12 protein-coding genes are annotated in these 17,660 nt (G+C 67.7%); 4 read left to right on the forward strand and 8 right to left on the reverse strand.

What is annotated here, in order from left to right:
* The 4 genes from ABT063_RS34120 to ABT063_RS34135 form a co-directional block, all read right to left on the reverse strand.
* Positions 1-255, reverse strand: a complete 255-nt coding sequence (locus ABT063_RS34120) for a hypothetical protein (protein ID WP_351063829.1) — start codon at positions 253-255, stop codon at positions 1-3.
* A 66-nt stretch (positions 256-321) separates the two neighbouring features.
* On the reverse strand, positions 322-585 hold the full coding sequence (locus ABT063_RS34125) for a hypothetical protein (RefSeq protein ID WP_351063831.1): 264 nt from the start codon (positions 583-585) through the stop codon (positions 322-324).
* Entirely contained in the window at positions 569-925 is a 357-nt protein-coding gene (locus ABT063_RS34130; RefSeq protein ID WP_351063833.1) for a hypothetical protein, read from the reverse strand. The genes ABT063_RS34125 and ABT063_RS34130 overlap by 17 nt, the downstream gene beginning before the upstream one ends.
* Complete coding sequence (locus ABT063_RS34135) at positions 925-1,278, reverse strand: hypothetical protein (protein ID WP_351063835.1); 354 nt, start codon at positions 1,276-1,278, stop codon at positions 925-927. Before ABT063_RS34135 ends, ABT063_RS34130 begins: the two co-directional genes overlap by 1 nt.
* 321 nt (positions 1,279-1,599) lie before the next feature.
* Here ABT063_RS34135 and ABT063_RS34140 point away from each other — a divergent pair, with 321 nt between their 5' ends.
* Complete coding sequence (locus ABT063_RS34140) at positions 1,600-1,869, forward strand: hypothetical protein (protein ID WP_351063837.1); 270 nt, start codon at positions 1,600-1,602, stop codon at positions 1,867-1,869.
* A 541-nt stretch (positions 1,870-2,410) separates the two neighbouring features.
* Here the strand turns inward: ABT063_RS34140 and ABT063_RS52400 are convergent.
* Positions 2,411-2,803, reverse strand: a complete 393-nt coding sequence (locus ABT063_RS52400) for a hypothetical protein (RefSeq protein ID WP_502990934.1) — start codon at positions 2,801-2,803, stop codon at positions 2,411-2,413.
* Positions 2,804-3,368: 565 nt separating this feature from the next.
* Complete coding sequence (locus ABT063_RS34150; RefSeq protein ID WP_351063839.1) at positions 3,369-5,645, reverse strand: N-acetylmuramoyl-L-alanine amidase; 2,277 nt, start codon at positions 5,643-5,645, stop codon at positions 3,369-3,371.
* Between the two features lie 362 nt (positions 5,646-6,007).
* On the opposite strand from ABT063_RS34150, the gene ABT063_RS34155 reads away from it, so the two are divergent.
* The 3 genes from ABT063_RS34155 to ABT063_RS34165 all read left to right on the forward strand — a co-directional run bounded on the left by ABT063_RS34155 (position 6,008) and on the right by ABT063_RS34165 (position 14,562).
* A complete protein-coding gene (locus ABT063_RS34155; RefSeq protein ID WP_351063841.1) occupies positions 6,008-12,346 on the forward strand; it encodes an RHS repeat-associated core domain-containing protein in 6,339 nt (2,112 codons plus the stop codon).
* 65 nt (positions 12,347-12,411) lie between these two features.
* Positions 12,412-12,942, forward strand: a complete 531-nt coding sequence (locus tag ABT063_RS34160) for a hypothetical protein (protein ID WP_351063843.1) — start codon at positions 12,412-12,414, stop codon at positions 12,940-12,942.
* A gap of 864 nt (positions 12,943-13,806) precedes the next feature.
* Entirely contained in the window at positions 13,807-14,562 is a 756-nt protein-coding gene (locus tag ABT063_RS34165) for a class I SAM-dependent methyltransferase (protein WP_055628205.1), read from the forward strand.
* A 74-nt stretch (positions 14,563-14,636) separates the two neighbouring features.
* On the opposite strand, the gene ABT063_RS34170 is transcribed toward ABT063_RS34165, so the two are convergent.
* Positions 14,637-14,960: a hypothetical protein gene (locus ABT063_RS34170; protein WP_095749789.1), complete on the reverse strand. Its 324-nt coding sequence runs from the start codon at positions 14,958-14,960 to the stop codon at positions 14,637-14,639.
* 622 nt (positions 14,961-15,582) lie between these two features.
* Complete coding sequence (locus ABT063_RS34175; protein WP_351063845.1) at positions 15,583-17,595, reverse strand: site-specific integrase; 2,013 nt, start codon at positions 17,593-17,595, stop codon at positions 15,583-15,585.
* Positions 17,596-17,660 lie beyond the last annotated feature (65 nt).

Consider the following 17,660-nt stretch of genomic DNA (forward strand, 5'->3'; position numbering starts at 1 on the left):
TCACAGCGTGGTGCCGGGCCCGGACAGCACTGTGCCTCCCGCGTACAGGCCGTACGCGCCGCTGCAGATCACCGCCAGGGCGAGTGCGCACACGAAGACCGGCTCGCCCTCCGGGGTTTCGGCGGTCTCCTGGGAGACCTTGCCCTGCCGTACCGCGGTCGAGTAGTCCCGCCACAGGGTGACCCTCACCTTGTCACCGGGGCGCAGGCGCTTGAGCAGCGGGTCCGCGTCGCCGATGTCGATGCTGCGGGGCACCTGTGTCGGGCCGTTCAGGTACAGCGTGTACTCCGATGACTTTCTGCTCCTTGATCACCGTGCGGGTCACGGTCGCGTCGAGCGAGCGTAGACAGTCGTCGTGGGGAGAGGGCAGGGCGGTGCACGTGTCGCGGCGCCGAACGCCTTCTCGTCCTCGATCAGGTCGGGTACGTCGGCCAGCCCCGCAGCGCCGAGGAGGAGCATCGTGATGCCGAGCGGAGCCGCGCACAGCCCCCATACCCGGTGCCGGACGGTACGCCGCCGCACGGCACCCGGCTCGGGCGGCGGGCTGAGGCGGTGGCCAACGAGCGGATCAGCGTGCCGCTTCATGGCGGCGTCCCCTTCCACGCCCCACCAGCGTGAGCACGGCCACGGAGACGGTCGCCGCGGCCCCCGTGGACAGCGCGTCCACGACGTACCGGCCCAGCTCCGGCCGCAGGACGTCGACAAGGGCGAACAGCACGACAGCCCCCACAAGGCCCGCCGCGACCGCTGCCGGCCAGGAGCGGTCGCGGGCCCAGAACCACTGCACAAGCCCCAGCCCGATGAGGGGAGCCACAGACAGCTGTGGCTCGTCGAGGGCGGCGAGCACCCCGTATCCCAGGCCGCTGACCGCCCAACAGCCCGCGGCCACGAGCGTCGCCTCGCTCCAGGAGGTGGCCCGGTCCACTACTGCCGCCGCTCATTCACGGCCCGGGTCCGACGGCGTCCCCGCCACCGGGCGACGAGGGCAGCCAGGATCGAGCCGACCACGAGGGGCCCGGCGATCCAGCGGCTCACATCCGCCACCCGGCCCGGCTCCCCGCCTGCCATCAGGTTCACCGTCTCGACGACCAGCGAGATCCCTAGCAGCACAAAGCCGAGCCCCCAGGTGCGGACCACCCATACGGGGCCCTGGATCGGCTCCGGTGGCCGGCGCGGCCGGAGCAAGGCCCAGCATCCCGCCCACACGCAGCACAGCCCCCCGGCCACGATGAGCACGTCCACGGTCCTGCCGAACACCTCGGTCACGGCCCCGAGCATCCGCGCCTCCCTCTTCTGCTCTTCGCGGACCTCAGAACGCCAAGACCGCCGCCGACTCGTCATGATGACCGCCCAGACGCTCCCCCTCATCCACCGGGTACGGCAGACGGCCTGCGCGACTGTTTTCCGGTACCCGGCAATGTGGGTGGCGACGGCCCTGGCCTCGTGCACTTCAAGCAGCCTTGGCCTCCCGGTTTGGGCAGCACCTGGTGATCTTGCTGCTCATGGAAGTTCACGAAAGACGTCGGTGCCGGACGGATGGCGGCTGCCAGGAGGTAGCTTGATCGAAGGCTGGCTCATCAGCTGCCATACCCTCCTGTCGTGGCGAACTGGCGGCGGTCCCTTGTTGATGCCTTCTGGGTTTGGGACCGTGCCCTGCGTGGGCAGCGGCGTCCGACCCGGATTCAGATCTGGGTGGCTGTTCCCGTGACGCTCTTCTGTTTGATGCTGTCGCGCGAGGAGGAACCCTACGATCCCCTGTTCGCCGCATTCGCAGGGTTGGCCATGGGACTCGTCTTCGGCCTCACAGCCGTTCCGGAGCGGCTGCGGCAGCGCAGGCTCAAGTGCCTGGGGATATGGGACGGATCCTGAGCAGGGCCTGGAGCGGCCTGTTCGGAAACGTGCGAGGGCAGAGGGAGGAAGGGAATGCCGCGACGCCCGAGGGGCGAGTTCTTTGATAGCCCGGGTTGGATGTGCTTCAGCACCTGTTCTACGGGTGGATAGCAGCCAGTAGCGGCACCGAGCCCTGGCTGAGGGTTGTTGCGGCGCTGGGGCTGGCGGTCTGGGTGGCGTTGCTGGCGAGGCACCTTTTGCGACGCGCCCGCGCCCGCACGTCTTCTGAGCCCCCAGGAGGGCCGCGGGAACAGCGGCCACCGCGCAGGTGATGATGTCGGCGGTGACCAGCTCCGCACCCGCATGACGGAACCGGAGCAACTCGCCCGCCCAACGGACCTGTCAAGTCCTTCCCCTCAAGAGGGGACTGCCCACCACGGGGCGCGACCGGCCGCAGTAACCGGCCGAAGAATGACTACAGACCGTCGGGGCGCACCGTGGCCCAACGGACAGGTCCGTCTGTTCGGCGGCACTCTGACATCCGGCACCGTGCCGTCCGGAAGGGCTACTCGTCGTCCTGCTAGCCGGGCTCGGGCGGCTGGTCGTAGGCGCTCAGGAACCCTTCGATGCGCTGGTTGTTGATGGACTGCCGGTCGTACAGGCATTTCGCGTACCGGGACAGCAGGACCTCGACGCTGTTGCCGGCCCGCTGGGCGACCTCGGCCGGGTCCGCGCCCGCGCACAGCCAGGTGGACAGGGCTGAGTGTCGCAGGTCGTACGGGCGCTTCGCGAGCGGGGTGCTGGTGAGCACGGGCGGCAGCGCCAGTTCGCGAGTCTCGTGCCAGACCCGGTGGTAGGTGGTGTAGGTGATGATCCGGCCCTGTTCGGTGAAGAACAGCCGGCCGTCGTCGGCCGTGCCGAAGGTGGTGACGTGCTCGCGCCACAGGGCCACCAGATGCGGCGGCAGCGGCACCACTCGCGTTTCTCCCGGCGGGCGGTTCTTCAGCCCGCGCTCGTCGTGGTATTGGCCGGTGTCGGTCCACCGTTTGCCCGCCTGCGGCCGAGTGCGGTGCAGGATCAACCGCCCCCAACCGGTCCGGGGGCAGGCGGCAGTCCGGCAACGCCACCGCGACCGCCTCCTCCGGACGCAAACCCGCGTAGTACATGCCGGCGAAGAACCCGACCAGCCGACGGCCACGAGCCCTGCGGTAGCCGCCCACATAGGAGACGGCATCCAGAAGATCCCGCGCCTGATACGGGTTGGCCACCACCCGCGGATCCACCGCCACCGCCGGCTTGGGCCACCCGCCAGCGGATCTTCGCGGAAGAACCAGTCGTCCGCACCGAACCGGGCGATGTCCAGGTCGTAGGCGAAGGGCCCGAGAACGATCAGTTGCCCCAGCCAGACCACGCCGAGGGCTCGGCTGCCCCAGCCCGCGTGCCATACCAGCGGCGCCGGGGCAGGGGAGAGCCGAGCAGCCAGCGCTTCCTGACGCTGGTGCCGGTGCTCTCGTGCCTGCCGTCGGCGTGCTCTGCGGCTACTTGAGGTAGACAAGGCCGTCGGTGGTGATGGCGGGGCGGCCGGACGTTCCGGCTACGACGATCTTGACGGTGTGCTTGGCGCTTGTGGTCCAGGTCTTGGTCCAGATCGCGTCGCGGTACTTGGTAGTGGCCGACTTCAGATCGACGGTGGCTGTCTTGACACCGTCTACGTAGATGTGGGCCTGGCCGGAGGTGGCGGCCCGGGAGACCACCCAGGCGGCGGACTTGCCCGTGAAGGTCCAGGCAAGAGAGGCATTCTTGGAGGAGCTGGCGGAGGACTTGCCGCCGAGGTAACTGGTGGACGACTTCGTCGTCCAGGTTCCGGACTTGGTGGCCGCGGTCTCCTGAAGGATCACCGGGGTGCCGGAGACCGACGCGGATGCGGTGTTGCCCGCGTGGTCGTACACGGTCATGCTCCAGGCTGTCGCGGTGCCGGACTTCGCGGTGTGCGCGGCGCTTGTGGTGGTGGGCCCGTAGGTCTTGGCGACCGGGGCGGTGAGCCGTACGTCCTTCAGGGCGGCGTTGTCGGTTGTCTTCCAGGCCAGGACCACGGGTACGGCCGTGGTGTTCACGGTGCCGGTGCGAAGGGCCAGGTTCGGCTTGGTGGTGAAGGTGGGTGCGGTGGTCTCGGCGACCACGGCCGCCGCCGTGCTGGTGACCTGCTTGCCGGACTGGTGGGTGGCACGCACCGTCACGCTGTGGCTGCCCCGCACGAGGGTGGCTTTGGCGGAGGTGGCGGTGCCTGCCGTGGTGGCCACCGGCTTGCCGTCGACCAGCAGCTCGTACTGCTCGATCAGCGAACTGGGTGTGGTGAAAGCCCAGTTCACGGTGACGGCTTCCTTGGTGTAGTACGTCGAGCCGGACATCCCCGCGCCTGTGACGGACTTGATGGCCAGTCCGGTGACGGGCCCGGCGGCCCAGGAGCGGACGGTCGACAGCTGCCCGTAGAAGGTGTTGCCGGGGCACTGGGTGTTGTAACCGTCGCGATGGCCGTGGATGGCGGGGAACGGCAGCTGGGCGCCCTTGGTCCAGGTCTTGCCGAAGTAGTTGCGGCCGCTGTCGCCGGCCGTCAGGGTGACGGTACCGGTCGGGTTCACCCCGTACTGGCCGAGCTTCCACGCCGCGATCCGGGCGACCGACACCATCGCCGCCTGCGAAGGCGCCACATCGGTGTAGGTGCCGAGCACCGAGATGCCGGTGGTCTCCGCGTTGAAGCCGTAGGCATGGGCGCCCATCACCGGCCGGTCCACTCCGCCCTTGCGGCCCTCGTAGACAGTGCCGCACTTGTCGACGAGGAAGTTGTAACCGACGTCCTTCCAGCCCAGCTGCTTGACGTGGTACGCGTAGATGCCCCGCACCACAGCCGGGGCCTCGGCGCACGTATAGGCGTTGGACTCGGCGGTGTGGTGCACCACCACCGCCTTGACCTGGCCGCCGGGAAGGTAGCCGGGCTCCTCAGGGCTGATCGACTCATCGGCACCCCAGCCCGCCCGGGATGTGATGGGCGGGCGCGGTGCGGTGGACGGCGGCGCGGTGGGGCCGTTCACGGTCGGACTAGGAACCTGAGCCTGGCTCTGCGAGGCAGAAGCCGACCCGGACGGTGTAACGCTCGGCGTCAAGGACGCACTCGGCGGTTCACTCACCGACGGCTCGGCAGGCGGCTCCTGGCTGGTGGATGGCTCCGGTTGCATCGTGGCGCTCTGTCCGGGCTCGGCGGGAGCGGAGTCCGAGGGAGACGGCTCCGTCGTCTCATCCGCGCTGAACGCCGCAGGGTTCATGTCCGTGACGCTGGCCTTGCCGGGATCGATCATGTCCAGGCGCAGTCCGGCGGGTAGTTTGGCGGAGGTCTTCCCGCGCGAACTCACCCGTACCTCGACGCCGTTGGACGGCCCGACCCATGCGGGCTCGGTCCCGCCGCGTTCGGCTCCGCTCTCCCCCTGGCCGCTGTCGCCGTCCAGCCGCAGCCAACCGGACCACTGCCCGGACGCGGCTGCCCGGGTGCGGACTTCCACGGTGCCGGCCACACGCGCAGCCGGATCAGTCCAGGTCAGGCCCAGCATGCTGAACGGTTCCACGTCACGCCGTCCCAATGACGCGTCGCTTCCGCCGTCACCGACGTGGAGCTTCGAGGTACGCGACTGCGCCTTCACCGGCCCAGGCTTCCCGTCCACGTCAGAGCCGGCGTCCGCGCTACCTTTCATTCCCTGGAAGACCAGCACGCCGGTCAGCCCCGCCGCCACGGTCGCAGCCGTGCCCCATGTCCGACGCCGCATCACGCAGCCCCCACCCCGCTTCTGCCGAATCAACTACAGGCAATGCATCCGCCTGACACGCGCCGAGGCGCGACCCCTGCGGAAACATACAGCTCCGCCACGGCTGGTGGGGCGTGACAGATTGACAGCTCCCGAGGCAATGTCAGGGGCTTGTCCCCGTCCGAGCCCTGGATTCTGCGGCCGATGAGACGCATTGCGGGACCCTTACCGATGCGGAGAGTGGCGCACATCACTTCACTTTCGTGAACTCCATGACGTCACCCTTATCTCAACTTGCCGTATTTATCGCCGGTTTCCTCCTCGATACATTCACATCTGCATCACAGAAGTGATACTGACGAAACGTGAGAGACCGAGGGACGATGACGGTTCACATACCCGCGCCAGAGGAGCGCGGGCGGCATTGGTCCGGGGGGAGTCTGCGCTACCTCGCGGGCAGCCTCACCTTGGCCCTTGCCGTCGGGCTGATCGACGGCACTGCCGCGATCGCCGCGACGCCCCAAGCGCCGGCGGCTCAGAAGAAACCCACAGTCACGCAGGCTGCGGATATCCCCTCCGCGCGCGTGGCCGCGCGACTCTCCGGCAAGCGCGTCGAGGCCCTGTCAGAGCGCACGGAGACCTCCACCACATGGGCGAACAAGGACGGTTCCCTCACCACGGAGCTGTCGGCCGGACCTATCCGGTTCGAGGACGAGTCCACCGGTGACTGGCGCGATGTCGACCTGGACCTCGTCAGTGGCTCCGGTGGCGGAGTTGAGCCGAAGGCCCATCCCCGAGGTCTGAAGCTCGCGGGCAAGAGCGGCTCCCCGGCAAAGTCGCTGCGCGCCGCGCAGGCCGCCAAGGCCACCGACCTGGTGACGCTCGGCGAGGGCGACGAGCAGATCACGCTGCAGTGGAAGGGCGGCCTGCCCGCACCGAAGCTGGACGGCACTCGCGCGGAGTACGCCAACGCCGTGCCAGGCGCCGACGTCGTGGTCGAGGCGACCCGTACCGGTTTCGAGCAGTTCGTCGAGATCAAGCAGAAGCCTGCCGCCGACGGATACACGTACACCCTGCCGCTCAAGGCCAAGGGCCTGAAGGCCAAGCAGCAGGCCGACGGCAGTGTGCTGTTCACGGACAAGAAGAACAAGACGCAGGCCGTCATGCCCGCACCGGTGATGTGGGACGCCACCGTCGACCCGGTCTCCGGCGAGCACACCCGCCGGGTTCCGGTGGCGATGAAGCTGGTGACCAAGGGCTCCTCCATCGACCTGGTCATCACCCCGGACGCGGAATTCCTCGCCGACCCGAAGACCAAGTACCCGGTGACGGTGGACCCGTCCACCTCGGCTCTGTCCAACGTCTTCGACACCTACGTCCAGCAGGGCGAGACCCGCGACTGGTCCACCGACACCGAGCTCGACCTCGGCAACCCGGGCACCACCAACGCCGACGGCACGCCACGCACGGCGCGTTCCTTCATCTCCTGGAACACCTCTCCGATCCAGGACGCGCTGATCCTGGACGCGAAGCTGTCGCTGTGGAATTTCCACTCCGGCAACAACGTGGACTGCAAGGCGTATCCGTGGGAGGTGTGGTCCACCGGCGCCGCCTCGACCTCGTCGCGCTGGACCGCGCAGCCGGCGTGGACGGCGAAGAAGGCCACCTCCACCGAGACCAAGGGCAATCCGTCCTGCACCGCGGCCCCCGACGGGTGGGTCAACGCCGATGTGTCCACCCTGGTGCAGGAGTGGGCCTCCGCCAAGGCAACCCGCGGTCACATGGGGCTGCGCGCCACCAGCGAGACGGTGACCGCGCAGTGGAAGCGGGTCAACTCCGCCAACGCGGCCGCCAACCCGCCGAAGCTGGTGGTGAACTACAACTACCGGCCGCGCACCGGCACCAAGCAGGAGGCCGGCCCGCCATATTTCTCCTACAGTGGCGCCTACACCGTCAACACCCTTACGCCGACGCTGCGCGACACGTTCGTCGACGCCGACGGTGACAAGGTCAACGGCACCTTCCAGATCTTCGACAACGCCACCAACACCCAGGTCGGCGACGTCATCGTCTCGAAGTACGTGCCCTCCGGCCAAGTCGCCTCGGTAACCCTTCCGGCAGGTATGCTCACGGACGGCAAGACGTACAAGTTCCGCACCTCGCCCTATGACGGCAGCCACTACAACGTGGGCTGGTCGGCGTGGAAGACGTTCACGGTCGACACGAAGGCCCCGTCCGCCCCGACCAAGATCGTCTCGACGGACTACCCGTCGGACAAGTGGGTCAAGGGCACCGGGCAGGCCGGCACCTTCACCGTCACGCCTCCCACCGGCAGCGATCACAACTGGCTCGAATGGTCCCTCGACGGTGTGACCTGGACCAAGGTCACCACCGGCGGCTCCAGTGCCGACAAGGGCATCAGCATCGCCCCGCCGAAGGACGGCACCCACACCGTTCAGGTACGGGCCGTCGACAAGGCCGACAACAAGTCCGAGGCCATCGACTACACCTTCCACGCGGGCCCCGGCGGATTCATCCAGCCCGGCGAGGGCGAGCGCACCGCACGCAGGCTGCCTCTGGTCGCCGAGGCCGACGCCGGCAAGTACAACTCGGTGTCCTTCTCCTGGCGCCGCTCAGAGGCAGACCCGTGGGTGAAGATCCCCGCCGCCGACGTCACCTCCGGCGGCACACCACTGACCGCCTGGCCGATCCCCATGACCAACGGCAAGAACGCCACCCTGGTCTGGAACGCGACCAGCACCGTCAACCCCGACGGCAGTGTGCAGATCAAGGCCGACTTCACCGGACCCAGCTCCGCCTCGGGCAGCACCGAGCCACTGACCGTCGTCGTGGACCGCAACGCCTCTGGGGCCTCCTCGGAGAACGTCGGTCCCGGATCTGTGAACCTGCTGACCGGTGACTACACCCTCTCTGCCACCGACGCCTCCGCGTTCGACCTCTCAGTGTCTCGTACGGCGTCCTCGCGGACCCCGGACAAGGGCGCGGTTCAGGAGGGCCAGGCACCGATCTTCGGCAAGGAGTGGGTGACCGGCACCGTCGCTGAGATGACGGATTCGGACTTCTCCCACGTCCGGAAGGTCTCCGACACGGCCGTGGCCGTCGTGGACGCCGAGGGCGAGGAGACCCACTTCGCCGCCAACGCGGGCAAGACCAGCTGGATCCCCGAGCCCGGCTCGGAGGATCTGACCCTCAAGGGCAGTGTGACCGGCTCCTTCACGCTCACCGACACCGAAGGCACGGTGACCGAGTTCACCAAGCCCGACGCGGCCGCCACCACCTGGCAAGTCTCCAGCACCCTGCTGGAAGGACTGTCCAATTCCACCACCACCGTGATCTCCGAGACGGTCACCGTGGACGGCAAGAAGCTGGCCCGCCCCAAGCGGATCATCGGGGCCACTTCGGCCACGACCGCGGCCGCCTGCACCGCCGATGCGGCGACCAAGGGCTGCCGCGTGATGGAACTCGTGTACGCCGCCTCCACCACCGCCACCGACTCCGCGTTCGGGGACTACAGCGGCCAAGTCAAGGAGATCCGCCTGTGGGCCACCGCCCCGGGCGCGGCCGCAGCAACCTCCAAGTCCGTGCAGACGTACCTGTACGACAGCTCGGGCCGTCTGCGCCAGGCGTGGAACCCACAGATCAGTCCCGCACAGAAGTCCGAGTACGCCTACGACAGTGCCGGACGGGTCACCAAGTTCACCCCGCCCGGCGAGCTGCCCTGGACGTTCACCTACGGCAAGGCCGGCAACGCCGCCACCGCCGGTGAGGGCATGCTGCTGAAGGCATCCCGGCCCGGCCTGAAGCAGGGCACCACCGACACCATCGAGGGCGAGGCCGCCTCCAGCGTCGTCTACGACGTGCCGCTGACCGGCACCGCGGCCCCGTACAAGATGGGCACCTCAGACGTGCGGGCATGGGGCCAGCTGGACACCCCCACCGATGCTGCAGCCGTCTTCCCTGCCGACGCCGTACCGGCGTCCCACTCCGGCAACTCGCTCGCCGCCGGTGACTACAAGCGGGCCGACGTGCACTATCTGGACGTGTCCGGTCGCGAGATCAACTCCGCCACCCCCGGCGGACACATCTCCACCAGCGAGTACGACCAGTTCGGCAACACCGTCCGCGAGCTGTCGGCCGCCAACCGCGCTGTCGCTCTCGGGCTCACCGCGGACGACAGAGCCGTCCAGGCCGACCTGGGCATCGCCCAGCTCACCGCGGCCGAACGCGCCGACCTGCTGGCCACCTACTCTGTCTACAACGCGACCGGCACCCGGGAGCTGGAGGAGTTCGGGCCGCTGCGCCGGATCGACCTCACGACGGACCTGAGATCGGGTACCACCACCCTGGTTCCGGCAGGCACCTCGGTCACCGCCCGAGCCTGGACGGTCAACGAGTATGACGCCGGACGTCCGACCGACGGTACAGCCAAGGTCAAGGACCAGGTCACCAAGGTCACCACCGGCGCGCAAGTGCGTGAGCACCCCGGCGTGCAGGGTGAGACCCGCATGTCCCAGACGGTCTACGACTGGTCCAAGGGCCTTCCTACGCAGACCGTTCAGGACCCGGCCGGACTGGCGATCACCACCAAGACCGAGTACGACGCCCAGGGCCGCACGGTCAAGCAGCTCCTGCCCGGAGCGAGCGGTACGGACGCCGCCACGCGGGTGACCACGTACTGGTCCGCCACCGGAACCGGCACCTGTGCCGGCCGACCGGAGTGGGCCGACCTCGTCTGTTCCACGGGCCCCGCCGGTGCGATCACCGGCGGCGGCAGCAACCCGACCGGACTGCCGACCACCACCACCGAGTACGACTGGTGGGGCAACCCGGCCAAGGCCACCGAGACCGCCAACGGCGTCACCCGTACCACTACCACGACGTACGACGGTGCGGGCCGCCAGACCAAGGTGGCCATCACCGGCGGCGTCGGACAAGCGGTGCCGGAGTCCACCACCGAGTACGACCCGACCACAGGCCAGGCCGTAAAGACCATCTCGCCCACCGGCGGAACGATCACCAAGGCGTACGACAAGCTCGGCCGCCAGATCTCCTACACCGACGCCGACGGCGGTACCACCACCACCGAGTACGACCTGCTCGGACGGCCGGTCAAGGCCACCGACAACGTGCCGTCCACCGTCACCTTCACCTACGACACCGCCATCGAGCCGCGCGGCCTGGCCACGAAGACCACCGACTCCATCGCCGGCACCTTCCAGGCCACCTACGACGCCGACGGTTCCGTGTCGAGTGAGAAGCTGCCCGGTGGCTACACCCTCAAGCAGACCGAGGACACCACCGGCGCGGCCATCGACCGCGTCTACACCCGCGACAGCGACGGCACGATCGTCTACTCCGACACCGTGACCGAGTCTGTCCACGGCCAGGTCGCGTCCCACGCAGGCTGGTCCGACCAGACCTACCGCTACGACAGCACCGGCCGACTCACCACGGTCGACGACACCTGGAGCACCGAGTGCACCCGCCGCAGCTACACCTTCGACGCGCGCACCAACCGTAAGTCCCTCACCTCCGCGAAGGGCGCCCCCGGCGCCGACTGCCCCACGACGGGAGGCACGACCACCAGCCACACCTACGACAGCGCCGACCGCATCGTCGACACCGGCTACACCTACGACGCGTTCGGCCGCACCACCACGGTCCCGGGCAACGGCACGATCGGCTACTACGCCAACGACCTCGCCCACCAGCAGACCGCCGGCGGCAAGCGCCAGACGTGGCAGCTCGACGCCAACCTGCGCTTCCGCTCCTGGAAGGTGGAGGCCGGCAGCGGAACGACCTGGACACAGGAACAGTCCAAGATCAACCACTACGACGGTGACGGCGACAACCCCCGCTGGATCACCGAGGACACCACCAGCGGAGCCCTGACCCGCAACGTCGACTCCGCCTCCGGAGACCTCGCCGCCACCACCAGCAAGACCGGCAACACCGTTCTCCAACTAACCACCATCCACGGTGATGTCGCCCTCCAGCTCCCGCTGGACACCACCAAGGCGCCCGTCGCCCTGGACGGCGACGAATACGGCAACCCACGCACCGACCAGGCAGCCACCCGCTACAACTGGCTCGGCGGCAAGCAGCGTTCCAGTGAGACACTCACCGGTCTGACCCTCATGGGTGTGCGCATCTACAACCCCGCCACCGGACGGTTCCTGTCCATGGACCCGGTCTACGGCGGCGGAGCCAACGCGTATGAGTACGTCAACGCCGACCCACTCAACCGCTACGACCTCGACGGCAAGTGGTGGAGCTGGAAGAAGGTCAAGCGCGGGTTCAACAAGGCGCGCCGCCACGTCCGCAGGAACTGGCGGACCTACGCCGGTTACGGCGCCACCGCCGCCTGCATCGTCGCCTCCGCCGGAGCCTGCGCGGTCGCCAGCGTCGCCGTGTTCGCCGCGACGTCGTACGCGGACGTCAGAAGGCACGGCTGGCGGAAGTCGCGACGATCCATTGCCAGGAACGCGGCATGGACCGCGTTCGGAGTCGGCGCGGGACGATTCGCTGCCGGTTCGTGGTGGAAGTCGAGCCGAGGCTACTCCAGAGGTGGCAGGCATGCCGCTGGACGGCGCCCTCACGCGAAGCGCACCTCCTACCGACGGACCGCTCACGGCTACGCCGCCAACGCCTATACCGGAACGATCACCTGCGGTATGAGTTGGAAGATGCGGTACTGCTAGACAGTCATCTGACATAGGGGGTGCCGCGCAGCCCGCGCGGCACCCCCACAGCACAGGAGGTATGGGTGCGCTACAGAAACAGGATGGTATTCCTTGCGTCAATTGCGGGTACCGCTGCGCAACCTGCGATTGTGGCGTATCTAGTACTGATTGACGACGTGGCCTCTGATGAACTGGTGGACCTGGTCGCCCTGCTGTCGATGGCCTCACTGTTCGCTTGGTGCTGCATACGGGCGGGCATCCAGCCGCTGATCGAGTGCGAAGGAGGCACAATTGTCGTGCACAACCCCTTCCTCTCCTACCGGGCACCTCTTTCGCAGGTTCAGTTCCTCGCCAGAGGCGGGAGATTCGCCCTTCTGATCGACGGCATCGGCAATGTGCAGCCCTGGGTGCTCTCCCGGTCTGTCTTCGACGGCGCTCAAGCTCGATCGGCCAGGCGTGCGATCAGAGAACAGATCCAGGCTGCCCGTGATGCTCAGGCTGAAGAAAAAGTCGGCGCCCGACGATGGATCCGCATAGGCGTGCCGGACGTCCTACTGCTGCTTCCCTTTGCGTTTATTGTCTGGAATATCATCGACGTAGCGTCGGGCAATTAGTACACTACTCAAACATGAAACCCGTCCCAACTGAAGATTGGAAATTTGATACAGTATTAGATTCACCTCCTAGATGCGTCTACCCCTTCCCTTCTCTTTGAATATTTATCCGTCGGCCTCAGCAACTCCAGCACATCTCGCCAGGAAAGGGGTTCAGGAGGTCACCCTTCCTCGCGTTCTCCGCGTTGAGCAGCGCAACATAGCCCGGGATCGCCGGTTGGCCAAACCGGCGATCACTGGGTTAACGCGGCGAAGGCCGTGTCCACCGCTTCCGGTGTCTCGCTCCCGCAGGGCCGCTGACGCGTTTGGCCTGTCGGGAGGTTCGGGTGTCTGTCTCGGTTGGCGGGCGTCGATGTTGGGCCGCCCAGTTCGTCCCTGTGGGTGACGGTGCCCCGACTCACGAAACTGGCCTGGACTGCCCGGCGGCATCGGGGGTATCCGAGCCGGGATCCGTAAGTGCTCAGGACGAGGGTGGCCGGTTCCCGAGGTTGCGGCCACGCCGAACTCAGCGCCTTCTGAACAGTCCGCCAGCCCACCCGGTACTTGCGCTCCAGCGCCCGGTTCGACATGCCCTCGCGAGCGTCACGCCGCAGCGCGGCGTACAACTCGACCTTCGACTGACCAGGCGGCATCGGCGGTGCTCCTTCACTGAGCACATTCACCTTGCCACCGCAACCCCGCGAGTGACACTACTTCTCACGAACAACTTCCCAGCTAACCAGCCGGTGACATCCACTCAGACGGACAACTGACAACCCACAAACACCGTCAGAGCCATCCTTGCGAAAACCATTGGTGCCCGGCTTGCTCCGCTGATGGACTGACGTCCTACCGTGAGTCTGCCGCGTGACGGAGGTAGTGGTTGTGACAGGTTATGACGTGCTTGCCGAGGTGTACGAATGGCTCATCTCGGATGCAAAGTTGCCTCCAGCCGAGTTCGCTGCGTCGTTCGACGACGTCCTCAATCTCCTGCCGTCGAACGCTCACGTCCTCGACTGTTCGTGCGGAACCGGACAGTTGGCGGTTGGCCTCGCCGGTCGTGGCATGCAGGTTGTCGCAACTGACGCCAGCGAGGCGATGGTTCGCCGGACTGCAGAGTTGTCTGAGGAGTTCGGGGCATCCGTCCGGGCCGTACGGGCGAACTGGGAAGAGTTGCCCGACCATTTCCAGGACAACACGTTCGACATGGTGTTCTGCGTTGGCAACTCGCTTCACCATGCCACGGGCGCGACAGGCAGGGGTGCTGCTCTGGAGTCGATGTCACGGCTTCTGCGCCCCGGCGGGCGCTTGGTACTCACATCCCGCACTTGGGAACTCGTGAGGGCCAGAGGTTCCCGGCTGGAGATCAGTGACCGACTCGTCCGCCGGAACGGTCGCGATGCCGTCGTGGTCTACCGCTGGGAGATTGCGCCGCATTGGGAGGAGGAGCACCACATCGAGATTGCGATCGCGCAAGTTGATGCGACCGGGTTGGTTCTTGTCCGCTCGGAACTGCTGTCCTGCTGGCCCTACCGGTACGAGGAACTCGAAGTCGAGCTGCACCGGGTCGGACTCCAGACGGAACTGAGCACGTTCGATCTTGAGGCCGAGAACTACATGGTGGTCGCGAGCAAGGTATAAACACCGGACTCTCAGTCCCTGGCCGGACCGCGCGGTTGCTCGCAGGACGCTTGCGCCCTCTCATCGGTGCGGGTTCAAGTGGTCAACGCAACGCCTCGGACGAGGAGTGCTCGTCGATCAGACGGCGGTAGATCCGGGGTGACGGTGTGGCGCTGTTTCCTGGTCGCGTCCAGATCAATGAGCAGGATCTCGTCGATCAGCAGCGTGAACGGATCCAGCTTCGACGGCCGCGCCGAAGCGGTTGTCGTGCGTGGCTGCGGCCAAGCCGAGGTCAGGGCCTTGTTGACCGTGCTCCAGGTGACGCCGTACTTGCACTGCAACGCCCGGTTCGACATGCCATCGCGGGAGTCGCGCCGCAGCGCGGCGTACAACTCGACCTTCGACTGACCAGGCGGCATCGGGGGTGCTCCTTTACTGAGCACATCCAGCTTGACACCGCAACCCCGATGGTGACGTCAGAATTCGCGAACATCTTTCTGGGCCATCACCTGGTGCCGTCAGCTTTCACGAACAACTGACGTCACCAACTACCGACAGAACCACCAGCCCTGACATCAGCGCCGGGCCAGGGGGACGACGCCCTGGGCGTCGTCCCCCTGCCCTTGATCCGGGAACGAGGCGACCGTACTCAGCTCGCGGCGGAGCCGCTGGACCTCGTCGTCCTTGGCCGCCAGGACGGACAGCAGAAGCCGGTGACGCTCCTTGAGCTGCGTGAGCTCGGTGTGGGTGCGGGCGAGTTTGCCGGTGAGCCGCTGGTTGAGATCACGCAGCCGGGCGATGCGGGCCCTCGCGCGGGTCAGGCTGCTGACCGGCTGCCCAGACGGCTGCCCGCCGCTTCTCGAACTCGTCCTTGAGGTGGCCCCAGGTCCGGTAGAGGGATGCGCGGGAGATGCCCGCCTCGCGGGCGAGCGTCTTGACGTCGCAGGCGCCGCCGGGTGGGATCTGCCCGGCCAGCAGCCGGTCGATGGCCGCGCGGATGCGCCGCTCGATCTGGTCGCGCTGCTGAAGGCTAGTGCCATGTCATCCGGCCTTTCCGGCTGCCGTGTCGATCTCTTCGAGAACCCGCATGGACCGCTCGTGCTCGGCTCGCAGCCGGTCCTTCTCCGCGGGCGGGATGCGAGGGCTGGCCAGCAGGACGGCGCCGTTGTCCGCCGCGTTCTGCCAGACGGAGCGGTGAGCGATGTGGTGGGTGGCCTGCGGGCAGCGGGCGCTGTCACACAACCCGGTCAGCGGTGCGCTCGCGGACTTGGCGCCGGCGAGCTTGAGGCAGAGGGCCTTCGCAGGGTCCTCGAACCAGCAATAGTTCGCGGCGGACAGATGCAGGGCCGCGGCCTTCTTCTTCAGCAAGAGCTCGACCTGTCGGTCGGTGACCACCTTCGCCGGTCCTGGATCGTGGCCCTCCAACTCCTCCTCGACGGTGCGGAAGGTGGCCATCAGGGCGTCGGCTCCGGGGCCGGCGGGCAGCTGTCCTTGCTGGAACTGGCGGAACGCCTCGACTGTCCGGGCCAGCTTCTCCTTGGCTTCGGCCTGCTTCCATTCCTGGTGGAACCCGGCTTGCGCGCCGCCGGGCCGGGCCGCATATCCCTCGCTGGTGGCCACGGACAGGTGCTTGAAGTGGACCTTGGTGGCGAACAACCCGCCGGGCCGGGCTCCCATCTCGACCGCGAGTGTCCGCCGCAGGCGGCGGGGGTGGATCGGCTCGTCGGGGATCGGAGCCAGGCCCAGCCGCTGACCGGCGGGTGAGGCGACCCATTGTCGAAGCCAGTCCATGGCGCCGTTGCTGTTGAAGCCCTGGAATGGACCGAACAGCAGCTGCCCCGTGGTGGCGTCGGTGAGCTGCTCGGCCAGCGCAATGGCGCGTACGACTTCCTCGACGACGACCCATTCGTCGACCTCGCCGCCCCAGCGGCGGGCCTTGATGACCTTGCTCACCAAGCGGTGGCGGACCAGGCCGGTGCCGTCGTCTGTGCTGGCCCGATGACAGCCGACAGTCAGCTCCATCAGCTCGCTGGCCCGCATTCCGGTCAGCGCCGACGTCGCGACGATGCAGGCATGGCCGGCGGCTCTCACCAGGCTGTCCGCCCGAACGGAGGGCATGGGAAGAGACCAAGGGACCATCTCGCCCGTGTCCGCGCGGGGAACAGGGTCCGCGCTGCGGCACCACACGTACTCGACACCGACGCGGGTGGCAGCCTCCTCCAGCATCGGGCGAGCCTGTCTGAACAAGGCCGGCGCGATGTCCCGGTGTCCCGTCGGCCGCAGCAGATGAACGAAGTTGACCTCCAGCAGCGGATCCTCTGGATCCCAGCCGCGGGCTTTGCGCATGGCGATCTGGCGTGGATCGAGTCTCGGCAGCGGGCTGCCTGCCTGCAGGTGTCCGTCGACGAGGGCGGTGAGGCGATCCTTATCGAACAGGCGCCGGACCAGCTGGGCGTCTTTGGCCTGTTGGTCGGCCCGGCGGAGGCGTCGCAGGTCAGCGACATGGGGGCCGAGTTCATCGATCATGTGCAAGCAGGCCGTCAACAGCGGAGCGAGGACATCGTCGCTCAGCGGCGAGGTCTTGATCACGACTTGCGGCCGGGAGGGCGCCCCGGTGATCACCCTGGGCGACGTCTCGCCCCAGGGCCTGAACCCGGTGCGATGGCGGTCTGCGGACAGCAGCTCGCCGTAGTCGGCGATCTCCTGCATGGCCGACACGACCGTCCGCAGCGTGCTGCCGGACTTGGGCCGGACCACCTGGCCCGACCGGTCGCGGACCACCCCGTAGTCGCGCAGGAACGCGTCGCAGTGGTCCTGGGTGACGGCGGCAAGAGAGGGGACATGCCGCTCGTGCAGCCAGTTCAGCCAGAAGGTGAGGTGGTAGATCCGTGCCTGGATGGTGCGGGGATGCCGCGGGACGCGGCGGGCCCGGGGCAGGGCCAGCACCCGTGAGTCGCCGGCTGCAAGCCAGGCCAGCGCGACCTCCTTCGCAACCACCCGCCAGGCAGGCTGGCGAATGCGGTCGAACCGCCAGGTCTTCTCCGCCAAGGACATCTGGACCGGGGCATCGGCCCACCCTGTGAAGGACCACACCTCGTCCTCGAACCGCGGCCGCGGAT

It is taken from the genome of Streptomyces sp. NPDC002838, assembly GCF_040295365.1.
Taxonomy (GTDB): Bacteria; Actinomycetota; Actinomycetes; order Streptomycetales; family Streptomycetaceae; genus Streptomyces.